The sequence below is a fragment of the Kitasatospora sp. NPDC091335 genome (assembly GCF_044757205.1).
Taxonomy (GTDB): Bacteria; Actinomycetota; Actinomycetes; order Streptomycetales; family Streptomycetaceae; genus Kitasatospora.
The window spans coordinates 317,329-338,588 of record NZ_JBIVUM010000002.1 but is presented as its reverse complement, the minus strand read 5'-3'; the positions used below and the strand labels follow the sequence as shown (position 1 = coordinate 338,588).

Annotated in this window: 20 protein-coding genes; 12 read left to right on the top strand and 8 right to left on the bottom strand. The window is 74.7% G+C overall.

Annotated elements, in window-relative coordinates:
• Positions 1–39 precede the first annotated feature (39 nt).
• The 3 genes from ACIQOW_RS06420 to tatA all read right to left on the bottom strand — a co-directional run bounded on the left by ACIQOW_RS06420 (position 40) and on the right by tatA (position 1,862).
• Entirely contained in the window at positions 40–1,275 is a 1,236-nt protein-coding gene (locus tag ACIQOW_RS06420; RefSeq protein WP_401080330.1) for a hypothetical protein, read from the bottom strand.
• Entirely contained in the window at positions 1,224–1,379 is a 156-nt protein-coding gene (locus tag ACIQOW_RS06415; RefSeq protein WP_401080328.1) for a hypothetical protein, read from the bottom strand. The genes ACIQOW_RS06420 and ACIQOW_RS06415 overlap by 52 nt, the downstream gene beginning before the upstream one ends.
• Before the next feature lie 192 nt (positions 1,380–1,571).
• Entirely contained in the window at positions 1,572–1,862 is a 291-nt protein-coding gene (tatA, locus tag ACIQOW_RS06410; protein WP_401080326.1) for a Sec-independent protein translocase subunit TatA, read from the bottom strand.
• Between the two features lie 402 nt (positions 1,863–2,264).
• Between tatA and ACIQOW_RS06405 the strand changes: the two genes are divergently transcribed.
• Entirely contained in the window at positions 2,265–2,411 is a 147-nt protein-coding gene (locus ACIQOW_RS06405; protein WP_401080324.1) for a hypothetical protein, read from the top strand.
• A 79-nt stretch (positions 2,412–2,490) separates the two neighbouring features.
• Here the strand turns inward: ACIQOW_RS06405 and ACIQOW_RS06400 are convergent, their stop codons facing one another.
• Positions 2,491–4,050 (bottom strand): MFS transporter, encoded by a 1,560-nt coding sequence (locus ACIQOW_RS06400; RefSeq protein WP_401080322.1) that lies wholly within the window; start codon positions 4,048–4,050, stop codon positions 2,491–2,493.
• 108 nt (positions 4,051–4,158) lie between these two features.
• On the opposite strand from ACIQOW_RS06400, the gene ACIQOW_RS06395 reads away from it, so the two are divergent.
• A complete protein-coding gene (locus ACIQOW_RS06395; RefSeq protein WP_401080320.1) occupies positions 4,159–4,764 on the top strand; it encodes a TetR/AcrR family transcriptional regulator in 606 nt (201 codons plus the stop codon).
• Here ACIQOW_RS06395 and ACIQOW_RS06390 read toward each other — a convergent pair.
• Positions 4,754–5,071, bottom strand: a complete 318-nt coding sequence (locus tag ACIQOW_RS06390; protein ID WP_401080318.1) for a cupin — start codon at positions 5,069–5,071, stop codon at positions 4,754–4,756. The two genes, ACIQOW_RS06395 and ACIQOW_RS06390, sit on opposite strands and share 11 nt — an antisense overlap.
• Before the next feature lie 222 nt (positions 5,072–5,293).
• Between ACIQOW_RS06390 and ACIQOW_RS06385 the strand changes: the two genes are divergently transcribed.
• On the top strand, positions 5,294–5,560 hold the full coding sequence (locus ACIQOW_RS06385; RefSeq protein ID WP_188299972.1) for a hypothetical protein: 267 nt from the start codon (positions 5,294–5,296) through the stop codon (positions 5,558–5,560).
• Between the two features lie 189 nt (positions 5,561–5,749).
• Here ACIQOW_RS06385 and ACIQOW_RS06380 read toward each other — a convergent pair whose 3' ends face one another.
• Positions 5,750–6,907 (bottom strand): acyl-CoA dehydrogenase family protein, encoded by a 1,158-nt coding sequence (locus ACIQOW_RS06380; protein ID WP_188299971.1) that lies wholly within the window; start codon positions 6,905–6,907, stop codon positions 5,750–5,752.
• A gap of 278 nt (positions 6,908–7,185) precedes the next feature.
• On the opposite strand from ACIQOW_RS06380, the gene ACIQOW_RS06375 reads away from it, so the two are divergent.
• Complete coding sequence (locus tag ACIQOW_RS06375; RefSeq protein WP_401080315.1) at positions 7,186–8,334, top strand: TetR/AcrR family transcriptional regulator; 1,149 nt, start codon at positions 7,186–7,188, stop codon at positions 8,332–8,334.
• 35 nt (positions 8,335–8,369) lie between these two features.
• Here ACIQOW_RS06375 and ACIQOW_RS06370 read toward each other — a convergent pair whose 3' ends face one another.
• Complete coding sequence (locus tag ACIQOW_RS06370) at positions 8,370–8,687, bottom strand: hypothetical protein (protein ID WP_401080313.1); 318 nt, start codon at positions 8,685–8,687, stop codon at positions 8,370–8,372.
• 249 nt (positions 8,688–8,936) lie between these two features.
• Here ACIQOW_RS06370 and ACIQOW_RS06365 point away from each other — a divergent pair, with 249 nt between their 5' ends.
• From ACIQOW_RS06365 to ACIQOW_RS06340, 6 genes are all read left to right on the top strand, one after another.
• Positions 8,937–10,847 carry an ATP-binding protein gene (locus tag ACIQOW_RS06365; protein WP_401080311.1) on the top strand — a complete coding sequence of 637 codons (1,911 nt, stop codon included), beginning with the start codon at positions 8,937–8,939 and terminating at the stop codon, positions 10,845–10,847.
• A gap of 61 nt (positions 10,848–10,908) precedes the next feature.
• Positions 10,909–13,278 (top strand): hypothetical protein, encoded by a 2,370-nt coding sequence (locus ACIQOW_RS06360; RefSeq protein ID WP_401080309.1) that lies wholly within the window; start codon positions 10,909–10,911, stop codon positions 13,276–13,278.
• A gap of 121 nt (positions 13,279–13,399) precedes the next feature.
• A complete protein-coding gene (locus ACIQOW_RS06355; protein ID WP_401080307.1) occupies positions 13,400–14,053 on the top strand; it encodes a DedA family protein in 654 nt (217 codons plus the stop codon).
• Positions 14,054–14,259: 206 nt separating this feature from the next.
• Positions 14,260–15,981 (top strand): threonine/serine exporter ThrE family protein, encoded by a 1,722-nt coding sequence (locus ACIQOW_RS06350; protein WP_401080305.1) that lies wholly within the window; start codon positions 14,260–14,262, stop codon positions 15,979–15,981.
• A gap of 89 nt (positions 15,982–16,070) precedes the next feature.
• Positions 16,071–17,153 carry a hypothetical protein gene (locus ACIQOW_RS06345; protein WP_401080303.1) on the top strand — a complete coding sequence of 361 codons (1,083 nt, stop codon included), beginning with the start codon at positions 16,071–16,073 and terminating at the stop codon, positions 17,151–17,153.
• 242 nt (positions 17,154–17,395) lie between these two features.
• Positions 17,396–18,796, top strand: a complete 1,401-nt coding sequence (locus ACIQOW_RS06340; protein ID WP_401080301.1) for a C40 family peptidase — start codon at positions 17,396–17,398, stop codon at positions 18,794–18,796.
• 160 nt (positions 18,797–18,956) lie between these two features.
• On the opposite strand, the gene ACIQOW_RS06335 is transcribed toward ACIQOW_RS06340, so the two are convergent.
• The gene (locus ACIQOW_RS06335; protein WP_401080299.1) at positions 18,957–19,280 is read right to left on the bottom strand and encodes a hypothetical protein; all 324 of its coding nucleotides are present in this window, start codon (positions 19,278–19,280) and stop codon (positions 18,957–18,959) included.
• 123 nt (positions 19,281–19,403) lie between these two features.
• Between ACIQOW_RS06335 and ACIQOW_RS06330 the strand changes: the two genes are divergently transcribed.
• Together ACIQOW_RS06330 and ACIQOW_RS06325 are read left to right on the top strand one after the other, a co-directional pair.
• Positions 19,404–19,925, top strand: a complete 522-nt coding sequence (locus ACIQOW_RS06330; protein ID WP_401080297.1) for a GNAT family N-acetyltransferase — start codon at positions 19,404–19,406, stop codon at positions 19,923–19,925.
• Positions 19,926–19,965: 40 nt separating this feature from the next.
• Positions 19,966–21,246: a GNAT family N-acetyltransferase gene (locus ACIQOW_RS06325; RefSeq protein ID WP_401080295.1), complete on the top strand. Its 1,281-nt coding sequence runs from the start codon at positions 19,966–19,968 to the stop codon at positions 21,244–21,246.
• The last annotated feature ends 14 nt before the right edge of the window (positions 21,247–21,260 follow it).

The following is a 21,260-nucleotide window of genomic DNA, read 5'->3' as shown; positions in this document are numbered from 1 at the left end:
GTCGACCCTAGAAGGCGTGGGGCCCCGGGTGATCGTCCTTCAGGGCGAGACCGCGGCTCCTCCTTCAGGCCGCCCGGGCTCCCGGCCCCGCCCCGGCTCGTCCAGCAGCTCCAGCACCGCCAGGACGGCGACCAGTCCGAGCGCCAGACAGAGCGTCACCAGCACCGTCGGGTGGCTCCACAGCACGAAGGCCAGCGCCGCGAGCGCGACGGCCAGCCAGCCGAGTGCGGCCTTCCAGCGGTGGACGAACCGGCCGACCGGCCCGGGCCGCAGCCCGGCCCGTCCGGCCACCCGCCGCACCGAGCCCAGCCCGGCGCGCCAGCCGCCCCGGACGGTGCGCGCCCACCGTCCGCCGCCGATGGCCCAGGCGCCGAGCGCGACCAGCAGGCCGAGCGTGACCGTCACCCGGACGGCCGAGCGCAGGTAGCGCACCAGGGTGTCGTACACCGCCTCGGCCGCCGCCTGGTCGACGTCGGCCGGGAGCCTGTCCAGGTAGACGGCCCGGAACACGCTCAGCCCGATGCCCAGCAGCAGGGCCCCGCCGGCCATGCCGAGGGCCGTCGCCACCACCGCCCGGCGGCGCCGCGCCGCCAGCAGCACCCCGCCGAGTGCGCAGGCGCCGGCCAGCACCGGCACCCAGAAGCCGGCCAGGTCCAGGACCCGCAGGGCGGTGCGGACCTCGGGGAGGGCGTCGGACCGCACCAGCGGGTACGAGGTGTGGATCTCCGGGATGCGGGAGGCCAGCGGCAGGCCCTGGTCCACCAGGGCGGTCTTCACCCGGGCGATCACCGGGGCGAGGTCGAGCACCACGGTGTCGTCGTGGACCTCGACGGCGCCGCCGCCCTGCCCGGTGACCATCTTCTCGACCGCGGCGTGGGCGTCCCGGTTGACGTCCGTCCAGACGGTGACGAAGGCCTCGCTGTCCACGAACCGCGCGACCTGGGTGTGGACGAATCCGCCGAGCCCGCTGTCCAGGGCCTGGCCGATGCCGCCCAGCAGGGCGCCGAGCCTGGGCTTGTCGTCCGGGGCGATGCCGTCGAGCAGCGAGTCGAGCGGGAGCTTCTTCATGATCTCGGCCGTCACCCGGTCGGTGACGGCCGCCTTGACCCGCGGGTCCCTCGCCAGCGGGACCATCGTGGCCAGGTAGCGGTCGGTGTCGCTGATCTCGGACCTCGCCCAGAGCGCGAGGGCGCTGAGCGGGGTGAGCACGCAGGCCAGCACGATCAGCAGGGCGGCGAGGAAGGAGCGTGTCCGGTGCCGCGGCGGGCGTGGCACCGGCCCGGTGGCCAACTGTCGGCGAGCTGCGCCTCCTGGGCCTCGACGGCGCTCAGCCGGGCCCGCAGCTCGGCCAGTTCGTCGCCGGGCTGGTCGGTCGGCATGCCGGGACTCCGTTCCTCCGTGGGTGCATACCAGGAGATAACGGATCAGATCGGGCGGCCAGTCGACGGTCGGGCGGGGCCGGTCGGGCGTCAGGGCGGGGGTCGGCACACCGGAGCGGTCCCGGCCGGGCCCGGAACAGCGGAAAGCCCCCGGTGGCTCACCGGGGGCTTTCCGAAGGAGGAGACGGAGGCTCAGGCGGTCGTCTCGGGCCGCTTGGTCTCGGTGGCCTTGGTCACGTTGGTCGGCGTGACGGCCGGACGGTCGGCGCTCTGCTGGGGAGCGGCGGTGCTCTGCGCGGTGCCGGCGGCAGCGGCGTCCGCCGGGGTGTCGTCCTCGCGCATGGCCTTGGTCTCGGCCTTCAGGATGCGCATGGACTTGCCCAGGCCGCGGGCCATCTCGGGCAGCTTCTTCGATCCGAACAGCAGGACGACGACCGCCAGCACCACGAGAATGTGCCAGGGCTCAAGACCGTTCCGCAGCATCCCTGGCCACCGGTCCCTTCTTGTTTAGGGTCATGGCGGGCGCTACCGCCCGTGCTGGCCAGTATGCCTGGCCCTGACGGCGAACGGATACACCAGCTGGGAAACGCTGGCCAAAAACCAGGTGCCGTTCGAGCGGATCGCGAGGACGGAACGAGTGCCACGGGGCCCACCTGGCCGAATACGGGTGCCGAAGTCCACCCCCTCGTCCGTACCGGCGCGATCAGTGGACGAACGGCACCGCACGCCTGGACCGGGTGAAGGCTCACCGCGACCGCTGCGACCGCCGCGACCGCTGCGACCGCCGCGACCGCCGCGACCGCCGCGAGCTGCCCGTGCAAGGTCGGCTCGGCCGTCCGGGGCGAGCACCGGTCCAGGCGCTACCTTCCCCGCACGAACGAATCGATGATCGGGACGCCCGAAGAGCAGGGCCTCGCGGAGACCGAGGACGACTGGCCCGGCCGCCTCGCGGACGAGTCGGAGGCCGAGGGGCTCGACGGCTGGGTCGGCCTTGAAGGGATGGCCTTCCAGGTTCGCGAGCACGGCCGCTGACCGTGCCGGAACGGCGGAGAGCCCTCGCCCGGGGTGGGCGGGGGCTCTCGATGACTCGCGTGGATCGGTGCCGGACGGGTCAGACGGTGGCGGGCTCGGGCTCGGGCGCGGGGGCGGCGGCCGGGAGGTGGCGCATCAGGCGGTAGGCCAGGACGGCGGCGCCCAGGGCGAAGACCAGCCCGACCGCGGCGGCGACGTGGAGGCCGTCGGTGAAGGCGGCGCGGGCGGTCTCCAGCAGGTCGGTGCCGAGCCGGCCGGGCAGGTGGGCGGCGACGGTGACCGCGCCGCCGAGGGTGTCCTGGGCGGTCCTGGCGGCCTCGCCCTCGACGCCCGCGGGGAGGGCGCCGTCCAGCTGGTGGCGGTAGACCGCGGCGCCGGCCGCGCCGAGCAGCGCGATGCCGAGCGAGCTGCCGAGCTCGACGGCGGTCTCCGAGGTGGCGGAGGCGGCGCCGGTCTGCTCGGCGGGGGCGGCGGAGACGACCATCTCGGCGGTCATCGTCATGGTGCCGACCGTCCCGGCGGCGAGCACGCCGGCCGCGGTGAGGATGAACGCGAGCGGGGAGTGCGCGCCGACCCGGGTCATCATCGCGAAGCCCGCCGAGCCGACCAGGAACCCGCCGCCCATCAGCACCGCGGGGCGGACCTTCCCGGCCAGCGCCGAGCTGATCCCGACGGCCGCGCCGACGCCCACGCTCGGCACCAGCGACCAGAGCGAGGCGGTCAGCGGGCTCATGCCCTTGACCAGCTGGAGGTACTGCGAGGTGAAGAGGGTGAAGCCCATCATCGCGAACATCGCGATGGTGTTGACGCTGATCGCGCCGGTGAAGGTGCGGATCCGGAACAGGCTCAGGTCGAGCAGCGGGTTCGCGGCGGTGCGCTGGCGCCGGACGAAGGCGGCGGCCGGCAGCAGTCCGGCGGGGACGGCGAGCCCGGGCAGTAGGCTCCAGCCCTCGATGGCGATCGTCTTGACGCCGTAGACCAGCGGCAGGATCGCGGCCAGCGAGAGCACCGCGCCGAGCAGGTCGAAGCGGCCCTTGGGGCCGGTGCGGGCGGCGGAGCGGTACTCGGGGAGCAGGACGGGCGCGGTCAGCAGCACCAGGGCCATCACCGGGACGGCGAGCAGGAAGGCCGAGCCCCACCAGTAGTGCTCCAGCAGCAGTCCGCCGGCGACCGGGCCGAGGGTGGCCCCGGCGGTGAGGACGCCGCCCCAGGCACCGAGCGCGATCTGCCGCTGCCTGGGGTCGTCGAACAGGGTGCGGATCAGCGCGAGGGTCGAGGGCATCACGGTGGCCCCGGCGGCGCCGAGCAGCGCGCGGGCCGCGATCAGCTGGCCGGCGTCCTGCGACCAGGCGGCCAGCAGTGAGGCGCCCGCGAAGCCGGCGGCGCCGATCATCAGCAGCTTGCGGCGGCCGATCCGGTCGCCCAGCGCGCCCATCGTGATCAGCAGCCCGGCCAGCAGGAACGAGTACATGTCCATGATCCACAGCTGCTGGGTGCCGCTCGGCGCCAGCGTGGTGGAGATGTACGGGACGGCGAAGAAGAGCACGCCCATGTCCATGGTGAGGACGAGGGTCGGGAGCAGGAGGACGGCCAGGCCGATCCATTCGCGACGGCCTGCGCGGCCGGTGGTTGCGGTCATGGGAAGACGGTACGGGCGTGTCAGACGCTTGTATAGTACGGATGTGTAAATCAAGCGTGCAAGACATCCGTGCAAGACATTCGTCCAGGTCTTCCGTAGGATCGGGGCATGGGAAACCGCGAAGACCTGATGGCCGGCGCCAAGCGCTGCCTGTACGAGAAGGGCTACGGGCGCACCACCGCCCGCGACATCGCGACCGCCTCCGGTGTCAGCCTGGCCGCGATCGGCTACCACTTCGGCTCGAAGGATGCGCTGCTCAACGCGGCGATGATCGAGGCGATCGGGGAGATGGGGGAGGCCCTGGGCGCGGTGGTGATCGCCGCCAACCGGGTGTCGGACGACCCGGAGGTGCGATTCGCGGCCGTCTGGGACGGCCTGCGGGACGTCTTCGCCGAGCACCGCGGGCTCTGGGCGGCCCAGTTCGAGGCGCTCGCCCAGGCCGGGCACGCGCCCGAACTCGCGCAGGCCTTCGCGGCGGCACAGAAGGAGGGGCGGCTCGGGCTGGCCGCGGTGTTCCAGGGGCTGCCCGAGGTGCCGGACACCGAGGAGGAGGTCGTCCGCGGCTCGTTCTACCAGACCCTGCTGGCCGGCTACAGCGCCCAGTGGCTGGCCGCGCCCGAACTCGCTCCCAGCGGAACGGACTTCCTGCGCGGGCTGCGGCTGGTCAGCGACAGTGTGCTCGGCCCCGCGGAGCCCCCGCCCGCTACGCGGTGACGGCGGTCAGCAGCACCACCGAGTCGACGTGGGCCAGCAGTCCGTGCCGCTCCTGCGGGACGGGCTCCAGGCGGCCGGCCGGCAGCTCCAGCCGCCGGCCGGCGATGGTCAGCGAGACCCGGCCGCGCAGCACCAGGACGCTGCCCGCGGTGGGCGGGTTGTGCTCGTCCAGCGCGGTGCCCGCGGTCAGCGCGATCACGGTCTGCCGCAGGACGCCGTCGTGCAGGACCAGGTGGGCGCTGCGCCCGTGCGGGCTCTCGGCCGCCAGGGCGGCGTGCTCCACGGCGAGCTGTTCGAGATCGGGCATCCGCGCCTCCTCCTCGCTGCTCCGGGAACGTGCTCCGGGAAGGTGCTCAGGGAACGTGCCCGGGGTGCTCGCTCCGGGCGCCGGTTCCGGGCACTCCGTGTGCCCAGGGTCGCGGACGGCCGGGCGCCCCGCACCCGGAGGCCCCGCACCCCGGGGCCCTGGAACCGTCCGGTCCTGGCGGCCCGACGTGCAGCCCCCGCCGACTGCCCGCATCGTGGAGGCATGGCGACCAACCAGAGAATCTTCAGCGGGTTCCAGGTCAACCGCTCGGTGCTGACCGGCGGCGCGGTGCTCACCGCGATCGGCACGGTGCTCAGTGCGGCCGGGGCGACGATGGTCTGCGCGGCGCTGGTCACCGCGGGCCGCAGCTGGGTGCGCGGCCTGGAGACCCAGCCGACCGCCCTCGCTCACCGGGCCCTGCACGAGGCGCGGGTGGCGTCCACGGCCGGCTGGGACGCGTGGCGTGCCGAGCACGGCTCGCCCAACTGAGCCGGAACCCTCCCGCGGTCACGGGCGCGGCGGGCCGCCCGGAGGCGACCCGCCGTACCGGTCCGGCCGCTCGGTCACCGTGACCGCTGCGACCAACGTGACCGTTCGACCACCGTGACCGCTGCGACCGTTCGACCGCTGCGACCGTTCGACCACTGCGACCGTTCGACCGCTGTGGCCCGAACGGCCCTACAGCCCGAGCGACTTGGCGATGATGCTGCGCATGACCTCGCTGGTGCCGCCGTAGATCCGGAACACCCGGTTGTCGGTGTAGAGCCGGGCGATCGGGTACTCCAGGATGTAGCCGTAACCGCCGTGCAGCTGGAGGCACTTGTCGATCACGGTGGAGGCCGACTCGGTGCAGAACAGCTTCGCCGCGGCCGCGTCCGCGACGGTCAGCTCGCCGTTCTGGTACAGCTCCAGCGCCCGGTCCACCATCGACTGCTGCGCCACCACCTGGGCCTCGCAGTCGGCCAGGGTGAACTTGGTGTTCTGGAACTCGGCCACCGCCTTGCCGAACACCTTGCGGTCCTTGACGTACTGCACCGCGAACCGCACCGCCGCCGCGGCCGACGCGTACGCGCTGACGGCGATCCCCAGCCGCTCCTGCACCAGGTTGTGGGTCAGGTAGGAGAACGCCCTGCCCTCCTCGCCGAGCAGGTTCTCCACCGGCACCCGGACGTCGCTGAACGCCAGCTCGGCGGTGTCCGAGGTGCGCAGGCCGATCTTCTGGAGCTTGCGGCCGACGGTGTAGCCCTCGGAGGCGGTGTCCACGCAGAGGATGGACAGCCCGGCCCGGCGGTTCTCCGGGTCGTGCGGGGCGGTGCGGCAGACCACCAGGACGAGGTCGGCCAGCACGCCGCCGGTGATGAACGTCTTGGCGCCGTTCAGGACGTAGTGGGTGCCGTCCTCGGAGAGCCGCGCGGTGGTGGAGATGCCCGCGAGGTCGGAGCCGGCGCCGGGCTCGGTCATCGCGATCGCGGTCATGATGTCGCCGGAGACGAAGCCGGGCAGCCAGCGCCGCTTCTGCTCCTCGTTCGCGTACTCCAGCAGGTAGGGCAGCACCAGGCCGGTGTGCACGCCGGAGGAGCCGAAGCTCACGCCCGCCCTGGCGGTCTCCTCGGCGACCACCGCCTGGTACTTGAACCCGCTCTCGCCCGCGCCGCCGTACTCCTCGGGCACCTCGATGCCGTAGACGCCGAGCGCGCCGAGCTGCCGGTAGAAGTCGCGCGGCGGGTGGCCCTCGGCCTCCCAGCTCTCGTAGACCGGGACGACCTCGTTGGCGATGAAGTCCCGGATGGTCTCCCGGAAGGCCTCGTGGTCCTCGGTGAACACGGTGCGGCGCACGGCGGCGCTCCCTTCGACGGCACCGGCCGGGGCTGCCGGCCGGGGCGTAACGTGCCTGGTGATGGCCCCACAAGTTAATCCCCGGTAGCTTCGGCTGTCCAGAGTCGGCCGGGCGCGGAAAGGCGGTGGGGAGCACGGTCGGCGCGGGTACGAAGTGAATCCTTGCTAGCCTTCCGTCGATGCCGTCCCGGGTGCCGGCCCGGGTGCCGGCCCGGGTGCCGCCCCGATGCCGTCCCGGCGCCGGGACGGGGCCCGGCCGAAGGGGAGGGAGGCCCGCGATGGTGGTCCGACGGCCGCCCGGGCGGCGCGCCCAGATCCTGGCCGTGGCCGCCGACCGCTTCCACCGCAGCGGCTACCACCAGGTCTCGATGACCGAGGTCGCCGCCGGCGTCGGCATCACCGCGCCCGCGCTCTACCGGCACTTCCGCGGCAAGCCCGAACTGCTCGACCGCGCCGTCCGGTCGGGCCTGGACGCGCTCGCCGAAGGGCTGCGCCCGGCCCGTACCACCGCCGACCTCGGCGCCGCGCTGGCCGCCGTCGCGGTGGGCCACCGCCCGCTCGGCACCCTGGTGCAGCGCGACGCCCGGCTGCTGCCGCCGGCCCGGCGGGCGGCGCTGCGCCGCGAACTGCGCGCCGACCTCGCCCTGATGGTCGCGGTGCTGCGTGCGGAGCGGCCCGGACTCACCCCCGCCGACGCCGAGTTGCTCTGCTGGTCGGCCCTCTCGGCGTGCGCCGGGCTCTCCTACCAGTCGGCGGTGCCCCGGCCGCGCCGGGCCGAGGCGCTGCTGCGCGAGACGGTCGCGGCCGTCCTCGCGGTCTCCCTGGACGGAACGGCCGCGGGGCCGGCCGCCGTCCCGGTGCCGGCGCCCAGGCCGCGGGCGCGCCGGGAGGAACTGCTCACGGCGGCCGTCCGGCTGTTCCACCAGCGCGGCTTCGACAACGTCAGCACCGACCAGCTCGGCGCCGCCGTCGGCATCTCGGGGCCCAGCGTGTACCGGCACTTCGACAGCAAGGCCGAACTGCTCGCCGCCTCGCTGGTGCGCGGCCGGGAGCGACTCTGGCACGAGGTGGACGGCGCGATCGCCACCGCCGCCGGGCCCGGGGCGGCGCTCGCGGCCGGGCTGGGCGCGTACGTCGGCTTCGCGCTGCGCAACGGGGACTACCTGGGCGCGATGCTCAGCGAGACGGAGCGGCTGGCCCCGCCGGACCGCAGGGCCGCGGTGGACTTCCGGCGGGACTTCCTGCGCACCTGGGTCGGCCTGCTGCGGCAGGTGCGCCCGGAGTCCGACGCGGCGGCCGCCCGGATCCGGGTGCACGCGCTGTTCGCGCTGGTCAACGACGGGGTGCGGAACCGTCCGCACAGCGCTCGGCCGGACCTCGGGGACTGCCTGCTGCGGCTCGGCCGGGCGGTGCTGGGGCTCTCCTGAGAGGCCCCTTGCCGGGGCCGGGGGAGGACGTGCGGTCAGCTGCCCCCGCCGTTGCCGTTGTTCTGGTGGGACTCGACGCTCCCGGTGTTGCCGGTCACCGCGAGGCCGTTGTCCTGGTTGCCCGCACCCGCACCCGAACCGGTGGCCGCCTGCTGGGTGTTGACCACGTTGCCGTGGACGTTGCCGATGATGTTGCCGGAGCCGGAGTCGTTCACCGTGCTGCCGTTGGAACGGTCGGGCGCGCCGGCGCCGGCGCCGGCGCCGGCGTCGGCGTGCGCGGTGGCGGCACCGGCACCGAGGAGGAGGAACGCCCCGAGGGCGGTGACGGCGGCGGCTGCGCGAAAACGGGACACGCTGGTCTCCCTGACTGGAGGTGCGAAATGGTGGCGCCGTCCGGAGTGGCCGCTCCGGCGCACCGTGGCCTGACGTCGCCCGTCCAGCATCCACCGGCGCGGCGGACGAACTCCACCGGACGGGTGACAATTCCCCCGATGGTGGAAGACCGGTCGATCCGGGGTTGACGGTGCTCCGTCCTTGCGTCAGGAGCGCTCCGAGGACAAAGAAATGGTCGCCGGATAGTCGCACTGGCACACTGAGGACCCATGTCTGAAGGTGCCCAGCCCGAGCCCACCCCCGCCGAGGAGCTGCGGACGACCGAGGTCGATCTCGGCGGCCTGGTGAACGTCCTCGCCACCCACCTCTACTCCACCCCGCTGGTGGCCCTGCGCGAACTCGTCCAGAACGCGCACGACTCGCACACCCGCCGGCTCCTGGAGGACCCGGACGGCGACCACCGTCCGCTGATCCGGGTGCGCGCCGACGCCGCCCGGCGGACCGTCGCCATCGAGGACACCGGGGCCGGCCTGACCGAGCCCGAGATCCACTCCTACCTGGCCACCGTCGGCACCGGCTACACCAGGATGCTGCGCGACCTGACCGGCAACCAGGAGCTGATCGGGGCCTTCGGCCTGGGCTTCCTCTCCGCCTTCTCGATCGCCGACGAGGTCACCGTCACCACCACCTCGCACCGCGAGCCCCGGCTCGGCCACCGCTACCGCAGCCGCGGCGGCGAGCAGTACCGGGTCGATCCGGTGCCCGCCAGGCCCCGGCCCGGCACCGTGGTCGAACTGGCGCTCAAGGCCGAGCACCGCCACCTCGCCGACGAGGACCTGCTGCGCGACGTGCTCGGCCGGTACTGCGTGCTGCTGCCGATCCCGGTCCACGTCGGCGAGGACGAGCGGCCGGTCAACTCCGTCGAGGTGCCCTGGCGCACGGAGGCGGCGGGCGACCGGTACGCCGCCCGGATGCGCTTCGCCGCCGCCTTCGGCCGCCGCTTCGAGCCGCTCACCGCCTTCCCCGTCCACCCGGTCGAGGGCGTCACCGACGCGGTCGGCCTGCTCTGGGTCCAGGACGGCAGCACCTACGGCAGCAGCGACAACCGCGACCTCGCCGTCTACCTGCGCGGCATGCTGCTCGCCGAGGACGCCCGCGACCTGCTGCCCGGCTGGGCCGGGTTCATCGGCGGCGTGGTCGAGTCCAACCGGCTCACCCCCACCGCAAGCCGCGAGGACCTCCAGCGCGACGAGCACTACCACGCGCTCGGGAAGGCCCTCACCGACGCCATCGTGGACGGCCTGTACGAGACCGCCAGGCTGCGGCCCGCCGCCTGGCGCCGCATCCTCACCCGGCACGGCAGCGACCTGCTCGGCGCCGCGCTCTGCGACGAGCGGCTGTTCACCCTGCTCGCCGACGACGTCCCGGTGCCCACCTCGCAGGGCGACCTGACGGCCGGCGCGCTGCGGGCGGCGGGAGGCGGCGCGGTGCACGTCACGCTCGGCAGCGGCGGCGGCTTCGAGGAGATGCTGTACCGGGCGATGCAGGTGCCGATCGCGCGCGGCGACCGCTACGCCGTCCTGCCGTTCCTGCGCCGATACGCCCGGCTGCGCGGCTGCCGGCTGGTCGAGCTGGGCAGCGAGCAGGGCAACCGCGAGCTGTTCCGCGACCCGGAGCGCCCGCTGCCCGAGCACGAGTCGGCCTGGCTGGCCGGCGCCCTCGCCGACCCGGGCGAGCAGCTCGTCCCGGCCCGCTTCGACCCGCCGGGACTGCCGCTGGTGCTGGTGCCGGACCGCGAGGCCGAGCTGAAGGCCAGGATCGAGGACGACCAGGCGGACGCCCGGATACCGTCCGCCGCCCTGCGGCTGGCCCGCGCCTTCACCGCCCGCACCGACGGCGAGGTCAGGGCCAGGCTCTACCTCAACCTGGCCAGTCCCGCCGTCCAGGACCTGCTGGCCGCCTACCGCGACGGGCACACCGGCAGCGCGACCGCGGCCGGGCTGCTCCGCTCGCTCAAGGTGATCATGGCCGCGGCCTCGTCGGGCCCGTCCGGCGAGGGCGGTGACCTCACCGCCGCACTGGGCGGCATCGGTACCGCGGTCTCCGCCCTGACCGCCACCGTGCCGGCCGGTCTCCCCGCGGTCCCGGACAGCCCCGGCGCCCTCTCGGAGGAGCCGTGACGGACGGACCGCCAGTGGGGCGCGGCAGACGACCCATCAGCACGACGCAGGGGGAACAGGCATGACCACCGACATCTGGGCCTGGGTGCGGGACACCCACCGGCAGCTGGCCGAGGCCGGCCACCACCGGCTCGCCGACGCCGTCGTCGAGCTGCCCGAGCACGCCACCGAGGGGCGCAACGAGCAGCTGGACGCGCTCTACCCGGAGGCGGTCGCCGCCGCGCGGGCGCTCGGCCTGCCCTGGGTCGAGGTCTACCTGCGGCACTGGCGGATGCAGAACCTGCTGAACAAGCGCCAGCAGGGCGAGGCGGCGCTGCCCGAGGCGGTCGACCTGCTGGACTTCGCGCACCGGGAGGAGACGGCGGGCTGCCCGCAGTCCGTCTGCGTGGTGCAGGACTTCGCGATCTGCCACGCCCGGGTCGACGGGCCCGGGTACGTGGCCGAGCGGCTCGCCGTGGTCGGCGAGACGCTGGAGCGGATCGAGCTCGACCGGGCCTGCTACGACTGCCTCTCCCGCGAGTACTCGGACGCCCTGGAGGACGACGGCCGGGCAGCCGAGGCGCTGGACCACCTGGACTCCGCGGCCAACCGGATGCGGGCGGCCGGCCAGCAGGTCTCGCTCCGCTTCCACCAGGCCAGGGCCGGCACCCTGCACCTGCTGGGCCGGCACGAGGAGGTGCTGGAGCTGCTCGACACCGCCGAGCGGGCCGAGCAGGCACAGGGGCACCGGCTGGACGAGCGCGACCAGCGCTGGGGCGCGCTGCTGCGGGCCCGCGCGCTCGCCTCGCTCGGCCGCACCGAGGAGGCGCTCGCCCTGCTGCCGGAGCAGGCCGAGGCCGAGCGGCACGCCGACCTGCGCAGCGCCTGGACGCAGACGGTCGAGCTGCTGGTCGCGGCCGGCGCCCGGGAGAACGACGCCGGGCTGGGCGCCGTGCTGGCCGGCTGGGTCGGGTACCTGGACGGCGTCGGCTCGCACCGCCCCTGCGTGGACCTGCTGCTGGCGGCCGGCCGGCTCGCGGTCGCCCGCGGCGCCCGCACGGTCGCGCTGACGCTCGCCGCGACGGGGGAGCGCAAGCTCACCCGGCTGCGGCGCACCGACGGCGTGTCGGAGCGGGTCGCGGCCCTGCGCGCGGCCGCCGAGGCCCTGCCGGAGCCCGAGCTGCCCGTCCCGCCCGGCGAGCTGACGGCCCACCTGGCCGAGGCCGGGGTGGACTACGAGACGGGCGCCGACCTGCTCTCCGCCGCCCTGGACCGGTACCGGGGCGAGCAGGCCGGCGCCACCGGGCTGACGCTGCTCCTGGCCACCGTGCTGGGCGGTCTCGGGCACACCCGCGCCGGGGCCGACCTGCTGTGGCGGTGCCTGGAGGACGACCCGGAGGACCGCGAGCTGACCGGCGCGCTCGGCGAGATGCTGATCGACGCGGGGGACACCGAGGGCATCCGCCGTCTGGCCGACCGGGTGGCCGCCTCCGCCCCGGCCGACGGGCACTGGATACGCGCCCGCTGGGCCGCCGCCGAGGGCCGCTGGGCCGAGGTGCTGGAGCAGTGCCGGGCGATCCTGGCGCTGGACGACGAGGTGCTCAACACCCGCCGCCTCGCCGCCCGCGCCGCCACCGAGCTGGGCGACCACGCCACCGCGCAGCGGCTGTACCTGGAGCTGCTGGAGCGCGCGGCACCCGCCGAGGGCGCAGCTGGGGGCACCGCCGAGGAGGACGGCCACCGGACGGTCCGGGAGCCCGACCTGTGGCACCTGATCACCGCGGCCAGCGCCAACCGGGACTGGGCCGTGGTCCGCTCCACCGGTGCGCTGCTCGACATCGGGTTCGACGAGCCCGAGGGCCCGGTGGACGAGGAGTGGCAGCTGGTCACCGTCCGCGCCACCCGCACCAACGGGTCGACGGCGGACCTGCCCGCCCTCCGGACCGGCCCGGCCACCGCCCGCATCCTGCCGGTGCTCGGCGACGACCTGACGCTCAACCACGGCGACCTGGTGGTCTTCGCCCCGGCCCTGCTGGAGCACCCGCCGGCCGAGGACGCCCCGGAGGAGGAGCGGCGGCACTGGCGCCCGGTCTTCGAGTTCCTGACCCTGCTCGACCCGGCCGGGTACACCACGTACTGGATCGACGGCGGCTGGCCCGGCGACGAGCCCTGGTCGGCCCTGCGCGAGGAACTGCACGCGGCCGGGTACGCGGTCTGGGCGTACAGCAGGGAGCAGTACCGGATCACCGACCCGGCGGACGGCGGCGACACCCTGCCCGGGATCTACGCGGCCCTCGGCGTCCCGCCGACCGCCGCGGCCGCCGCGGCCGACGCCCTGCTGCTGCGGCTGACCGACGGCTGGCCGCACCCGCTCGCCTGGCCGGCCCTGGCCAAGGCGGCGGGCACGGACCTCGCCCGGCACGAGGAGGTCGTCGAGCGCTACGGGCTCTGACCGGACGGTTCCCCGGCCCGGGCGCCCCCGCGGGCCGGGGAACCATCCCGGCCCGGAGCGAGTCTTTGTCAATGCTTTACTGTTTCATTGCCAAGACCCGACCTTCCGGAGTGCCCGCACCGTGACCAGCCTCGCCCTCGGCCCGTCCTGGCTCGATCCGACCCACCTGATCTCCACCTTCGGCCCGATCGGCATCCTGGCCATCGTCTTCGCCGAGTCCGGCCTGCTGATCGGCTTCTTCCTGCCCGGCGACTCGCTGCTGTTCACCACCGGCCTGCTGGTGGCCGACGGCACCTACCTGCACCAGCCGCTCTGGCTGATCTGCGCGCTGATCGTGGCCGCCGCGGTGGCCGGGGACCAGGTCGGCTACCTGTTCGGCCGCAAGGTCGGTCCGAGCCTCTTCCGCCGCCCCGACTCCCGGATCTTCAAGCAGGAGAACGTGGAGAAGGCCGCCGCCTTCTTCGACCGGCACGGGCCCAAGGCGATCGTGCTGGCCCGCTTCGTGCCGATCGTGCGGACCTTCACCCCGATCGTCGCCGGGGTGAGCAGGATGAACTACCGCACCTTCGTGGTCTACAACCTGGTCGGCGGCGTGCTGTGGGGCGGCGGCGTCACCGTGCTCGGCTACTTCCTGGGCCAGATCCCGTTCGTCCGGGACAACATCGAGGCCATCCTGGTCGGCATCGTGCTGGTCTCGGTGGTCCCGGTGGTCATCGAGCTGCTGCGGGCCCGCCGCTCCGGCGCGGCCTCCGCCGCCCGCCACCGCGCCGGGTAGGCGCCCGCCGTCCCGTCCGTGGGACGCCGCGTACATGTGCGTCGCGCTTTTCGATCAGGCAAGGTGTAACCCGAGATCGAGCAGTGGCCGAAGGCCACCAGGGGCGGCAAGGAGCGGAAGTGCCTAAGCGGGGCCGACCGGGTGCGGGCAAGCGGGCGAGGGGAGGCCGGGCGGTACGACAGGCGCGGCAGGCACCCCCGACACCGGTGCACCCCGCCGACGCCCCGCCCACCGAGGGCCTGCTCGGCCACCCCGCCCCGCCGGTCGAACCCACCACCGTCGTCCCGCTCGCCCCGCCCGTCCCGGAGACCAGGGGCCTGCTGGCCCCCGAGCCGGTACCCGAGCCCGAGCCGGTGCCCGTGCCGGGGGCCCGCCCGGAGGCCGGGCGCCCGGCCCGCCGCCGCTCGGTCGCCGAGGACACCCTGACCCCCGAGGAGTGGCGGGCGGCCGGCTACACCCCGCCCGACGGCATCCCGATCCCGGAGCTGACCGCCGGCGCCCCCGGCGAGGCACCCTGGCCGGACCGGATGCGCACCCTGCTGCGCACCCCGATGTCCGAGCGCCCCGCCTTCGAGCGCACCGCCCGCGACATGCACCCCGCCGCGGCCGTCACCCGCAACGTCCCCCGCATCCTCGACCTGACGCTGCGCATCGGCGAGCTGCTGCTGGCCAGCGGCGAGGCCGCCGAGGACGTCGAGGCGGCGATGCTCGGCATCGCGCACGCCTACCGGCTGGACCGCTGCGAGCCGCAGGTCACCTTCACCCTGATCGGCATCTCGTACCAGCCCTCGCTGGTCGAGCCGCCGGTCACCGCCGACCGCGTGGTGCGCCGCCGCACCTCCGACTACACCCGGCTCGACGCGGTGTACGCGCTGGTGGCGGACATCACCGCGGAGAAGGTGTCGGTCAACGACGCCTACCGCCGGCTCGCCGTGATCCGCCGCAACCGGCACCCGTACCCGGCCTGGTTCCTCGCCCTGACCACCGGCCTGCTGGCCGGTGCGGCGACCTTCCTGGTCGGCGGGCGGGCCGACGACAAGGGCTGGCTGGTGTTCGCGAGCGCCTTCGTCGCGGCCGTCCTCGGCGACCGGCTGGCCTCCGCGCTGGCCAGGCGCCGGCTGCCGGAGTTCTACCAGTTCGTGGCGGCCGCGATGCCGGCCGCCGCGTCCGGCATCATCCTCTCGCTCAACGACTGGGGCCTGCGCGGCTCGGTCGTGATCACCGGCGGCCTGTTCGCCCTGCTGCCCGGGCGCGCCCTGGTCGCCGCCGTGCAGGACGGCCTGACCGGCTTCTACATCACCGCCGCGGCCCGCCTGCTGGAAGTGATCTACCTGGTCGCGGGCATCGTGATCGGGGTGATGGTGATCCTCTACCTGGGGGTCGGCTTCGAGGCGAACCTGCGGCCGGACGAGAGCCTGGTGGGCGTCAACTACCCGCCGGTCCAGATGATCGCCGCGATGGTGCTGACCCTGGCCTTCGCGACGCTGCTCCAGACCGACCGCCGCACCCTGGCCCTGGTCACGGTCAACAGCGGCATCGGCTGGGCCAGCTACGGCGCGCTGGTCTACAACGCGGGCGTCAACCCGATCGCGGCGACCGGCGTGGCGGCTGGGCTGGTCGGCCTCTTCGGCCAGCTGATGGCGCGCTACCGCAACGGTTCGGCGCTGCCGTACGTGACCGCCGCGATCGGGCCGCTGATGCCCGGTTCGGCGCTCTACCTCGGGATGCTCGCCTTCGCCCAGGGGCACTCCAGCGCCGGCCTGGTGTCGGTCTTCCGGGCGGCGGCGATCGCGATGGCGCTGGCGGTCGGGGTGAACCTCGGCGGGGAGATCGCCCGGCTGTTCATGAAGCTGCCGGTCGGCGACGAGCGCCCGTCGCTCTACCCGGTCATGCCGCGCCGGGCGGCCAAGCGCACCCGGGGATTCTGACCGGGCGTCGGGCCAGGGACCGGGTCAGGTACGGCCCGGGGCCACGTCAGGGCAGGCAGGACGCAGGACCAGGAACGAAGGTAAGACCCATGACCACACTGCTGGACGGCTACCGCGAGCACATCGTCGGCGCGCACAAGCAACCGCTGTTCCTGCTGCTGGTCGGATTCATCACCTCCTTCGTCTTCATCCGGTTCAGCGTCCGGATGATCCGCGCCCAGGTGCGCTGGTGGCCGGGCAACGTGACCCCCGGCGGCCTGCACATCCACCACATGGTGTTCGGCCTGGGCTTTCTGCTGCTCGGCGGCATCGGGGTGTTCGCCACCTACGGCGGGCACCCGTGGATCGACTGGTTCGGGCTGGCCTTCGGCATCGGCTGCGGCCTGGTGCTGGACGAGTTCGCGCTGATCCTGCACCTGGACGACGTGTACTGGAGCGAGCAGGGCCGCAAGTCGGTGGACGCGGTGATCTTCGGCATCCTGTTCACCGCCCTGCTGCTGGTCGGGTACGTGCCGCTCGGCGTGGTGCCCGGCGAGGAGACCAGGTGGGGCCTGATCACGATCATCTCGGTGAACGCGCTGGCCTCGGTGATCACCCTGCTCAAGGGCAAGGTCTGGACCGGTCTGCTCGGGATCATGGTCCCCGGCCTGTCCTGGATCGGGGCGATCAGGCTGGCCCGCCCGAGCAGCCCGTGGGCCCGCTGGCGGTACGCCGGGCGCCCCCGCCGCCGGGCGCGCGCGCTACGGCGTGAGCGCCTGCTGCACCGGCGCGCGGACCGGGCCCGCACCTGGCTGTTCGACCTGATCGCCGGGGCCCCCGACAAGGTGCCCGCCAACCACCCCGCCGCGCACCGGGTGGCCGAGCGGATGGCCGCCAGGGCCACCGCCCATCTCGACGCGCACGCCGCGCGGGCGCTGGCCCGCCGTCAGGCCCGGCTGGCCGACCGCCGCTCGGCGGCCGCCGCCGGGACGGCGGGGAGGGCCCCGGGCGCGGCAGGTCCGGCGTCCGGGGCGGTCGAGCCGGGCCCGGTCCGCTCCGGACTGGCGCAGCAGCGCCGCCGTACCGTCCGGGCCGGGCGCAGCCGGACCTTCGCCGTGGGCCCGACCGGGCTGGAGAGCCGGCCCGAGCGGCACCCCCGGCTGCGGACGCGGACCCGCCGGATCCACCGGTAGTCCGTCCGCCGGCGGGGTCTGTTCGGAGCCGGTTCTGGTCGGATCATCCGATGGTCACTCGACCGATGCAGCGCGTTCCGGGTGTGAAGGCCACCGGAATTGAGAACATGAGCAGCATGTGACCGTTCTGTCACGTGATGGGATGATTCCTCGGACTCCCCGCCGTCCCCGGGCCGCCGACCGCCCGTACGCCGCGCGCCGTCCGACGCCGTCCCCTCCGGACCCGTCAGAAGGGACGTCGCGTGGCGCGCAGGCTCCTGCCGACCATCCTGTTGGCCCTCACCGCCCTGCTCGGACTGCTCCCCGCCGCCCAGGCCGCCCCGGCGGGCCCCGAACCGTCGGTCGTCGGTGAACCGGTCAGAGGCGAACCGGCCGCCGGCGCGCCTGTGGCCGGTCGGACCGGGGGCGAGGAGCCGTACCCGACCACCGAGGAGATCGACCGGGCCAGGGCCGAGGCCGAGGGCAAGGCCTCCGCGGCCGCCGCCCTGGAGGCCGCGCTCACCGCCGCCAGGGCGGAGCTGGACCGGTCCGCGCGCGCCACCGAACAGGCCGTCGAGGCCTACAACGGCGCCCAGCTCGCGCTCACCAGGGCCCGCGCGGAGGAGAGCGCGGCCGCGCGGCGCGCCGCCACCGCCGAGGCCGAACGCTCGGCCGCCGCCGAGGACGCGGCCGGGCTCGCCGCCGAGACGTACCGTCAGGGCGCGGGCGCCGAACTGTCCGCCCTCAACGCCCTGCTCGGCGCCCACGGCCCGCGCGAGGCGGGCGACCGCGCCGCCGCCGTCGGCCAGGTCAGCGAGCGCACCCGGCAGATCCTGGACGCCGCCACCTCCACGGCCGCCGCCGCCCGCAGCGCCTCCGCCGCCGCCAGGGCCGCCACCGAAGCGGCGGGGAAGGCCGCCGACGCGGTGGGCGCGGCCAGGGCCAGGGCGGAGCAGCGGCTGGCCGCCCAGCAGGGCGAGGTCGCCGCCGCCGGGCAGCGCCGCGAGCAGCTGCTCACCGAGCTGGCCGCCGCCAGGAACACCACCGTCGAGCTGGAGCGTCGGCGCCGCGAAGCCCTGGAGGCGATCGCCGCCCGCGAGGCCGAGGCCGCCGCCCGCGCCGCCGCCGAGAAGGCCGCCAGGGAGGCCGAGGAGGCAGCGGCGGCGGCCGCCGCCAAGGCGCAGGCGCAAGCTCAGGCCCAGGCGCAAGCTCAGGCCCAGGCGCAAGCTCAGGCCCAGGCCCGAGTGCAGGCCCAGACGCAGGCCCAGGCCCCGCCGCCGCTCGCCCGCCCGTGGTCCGCCGAGGGCGCGGCCGCCGCGATCGCCTTCGCCAGGTCCAAGATCGGCCTGCCCTACGTCTGGGGCGGCGAGGGCCCGGGCGGCTACGACTGCTCCGGGCTGACCATGATGGCCTGGCGCGAGGGCGGCCGGCGGCTCAACCACTTCGCCGCCGACCAGTACGCCCAGAGCACCCCGATCGGCTACCGCCAGCTGCGCCCCGGTGACCTGGTCTTCTGGACGGCCACCGGGCGGGCCGCCGACATCCACCACGTCGGGCTCTACATCGGCGACGACCAGATGATCGAGGCCCCGCGGGCCGGCATGCCGGTCAAGCAGGCCAGCCTCTGGATCATGGGAACCCCGAACTTCTACGCCCGCCCCTAGGCATTCCGGAACGCTCCGCGGGCCCTCGATCCGGGCGGCCGCTTCGCGGGGATCGATCTGCGAAGGCTCCGTGTCCGCTGCCGATGCCGACCGCCCCGCCTCGGAGCCCTTGGCGCCGGTCCGGGGCGGCCTCCGCGCCGGCCCGGGGCGGCGCGGTCGGCTACCGGCCGGCCAGGGCGGACACGACCGTACGGCTGTCGCGCAGCCGCACCACGGTCCAGGCCCAGAGGGCACCGAGCGGGATCGTCGCCAGGAAGACGGCGACCGCGCCGCCGATCCGGCCGATCACCTCGGAGTCGCAGACCTCCGCCATGTGGAAGCCGGTCGGCTGGTAGAAGGCCGGTGAGCCGCAGAGCCCCGCGGCCGGGACGAGGACCAGTCCGATCGCCCAGAGCCAGCCGGCCACGGTCAGCCCGCCGACCAGCTTCGCCGCCAGCGCCCGGCCCTCGTACTCCTTCAACGCGCGGACGTACTCGTCCTCCATGGTTCCCCCCGAAGCGGATCGTCTGTACCTGAACCGGCACGAGGATGCCAGGTCGGGCCGCCCGGGGCCACTGTCGGTGGGCCGCGCTACCGTGTCCGCTCGGACCGGCACTGAGGAGGCGTCATGCGACTGCGGGATGTTCGGGCGGGGGACCTCGAGGCGTACGTCAGGATGCGCTGCGACCCGGTGATGATGGCCGAACTGGGCGGCCCGCTGCCCCGGGAGACGGTGGAGGCGCGGCTGCGCAAGGACCTCGCCCTGACCGCCGCGGACGACGCCTGGATCAGGATGATCGTGCCGGACGGCGCCGAGGACGACGAGGCGGTGGGCGCCGTCACGCTCTGGTCGGACGAGGAGGACGGCGTGACGGTCTCCGAGATCGGCTGGATGGTGCTGCCCGGGTACCAGGGCCGCGGCCTCGCCAAGGCGGCGGTCCGCCTGGTGCTGGACGCCGCCGCCGCGGACGGCCGCTGGGGCGAGGTGCACGCCAACCCGGGGACCACCAACGGACCGTCCAACGGGATCTGCCGGGCGCTCGGCTTCCGGCTGCTCGGCGAGCGGGACCTCGACTTCGCGGACCGCGTCCTGCGCGCCAACGACTGGGTGGTGGTGCCGGGCGAGCACGTCGGGTCGGGCACGGAATAAATCGGATGCCGCCCCGGGAGGGCCGCCGTACGGTGGCCCCATGGGCGACAGCATCGATCACACGGCCGTGGACAGCGTGAGCGGACTCCGGATCCGGGCCGTCTCGGTGGACGAGGTGGCGGAGTGGGGCCGGGCGCTCAACTTCGGCTTCCTGCGCCCCCACGTGCCCGCCTCGGGGGATCTGCGCCGTCGGCTGTGGACGCCGGGCCGGATGCTGGCCGGCTTCGACGGCGAGCGCCAGATCGCCACCTTCCGCAGCTTCGACGCCGAACTGACCGTCCCCGGCGGGGCCGTCGTGCCGGCCGACGCGATCACCAACGTCACGGTCAGCTCCACCCACCGCCGTCGCGGCCTGCTCAGCGCGATGATGCGCCGGGACCTCGCCGCCGCCGCCGAGCGCGGCAGCGCGGTCGCGATCCTGGCCGCCGCCGAGTACAACATCTACGGCCGGTTCGGCTTCGGCCCGGCCACCCACGGCGGCGGCCGGAACATCGAGCTGCGCCGCACCCGCGGTCTGCGCGACGGCCTGCCGGGCGTCCCCGGCGGCCGGATCGACTTCGTGACCATGGCGGAGCTGCGCGAGCAGGGAGCGGAGCTGTACGACCGCTGGCGCCGCACCCAGCCGGGCGCGATCGACCGCGACTCGCTCTGGTGGGAGCGCACCGTCGGAGAGGTTCCCACGCCCGGCGACGAGTTCAAGGAGCCGTTCGCCGCCGTCCACCGGGACGCCGCAGGCGTGGTCACCGGGCTGGTGGTCTACCGGATCGACGCCAAGTGGGACGGCGCCTACCCCGACGGCAAGCTCACCGTGGACGAGTTCATCGCCCTCGACCTGCCCACCTCCGTCGAACTCTGGCGCCTGGTGCTGTCGGTGGACTGGGTGGCCCGGGTCGAGGTGCGCAACCTCAGCCCGGACGACCCGCTGCCGCTGCTGCTCCAGGACCCGCGCGCGGCCACCCCGCACGAGGACAACGGGGACATCATGTGGCTGCGGCTGCTGGACGTCGAGGCCGCGTTCGGCGCCCGGAGCTACGGCGCCCCCGGCCGGGTGGTGCTGGAGGTCGACGACAAGCTGGGCTACGCCTCGGGCCGTTGGGCGCTGGAGGTGGCCGAGGGCGGCACCGGGCGCTGCGCCCGGACCACGGACGACGCCGACCTCGCGCTCGGCGCCTCGGAGTTGGGCTCGCTCTACCTGGGCGGTGAGACGGCGCCCCGGCTCGCCGCGGCCGGCCTGGTCACCGAGCTGCGCCCGGGCGCGGCGGCCGCCGCCGACCTGCTGCTCCGCACCCCGGTGCGGGCCTGGACGCCGACCGAGTTCTGAGCCCGGCGCCGTGA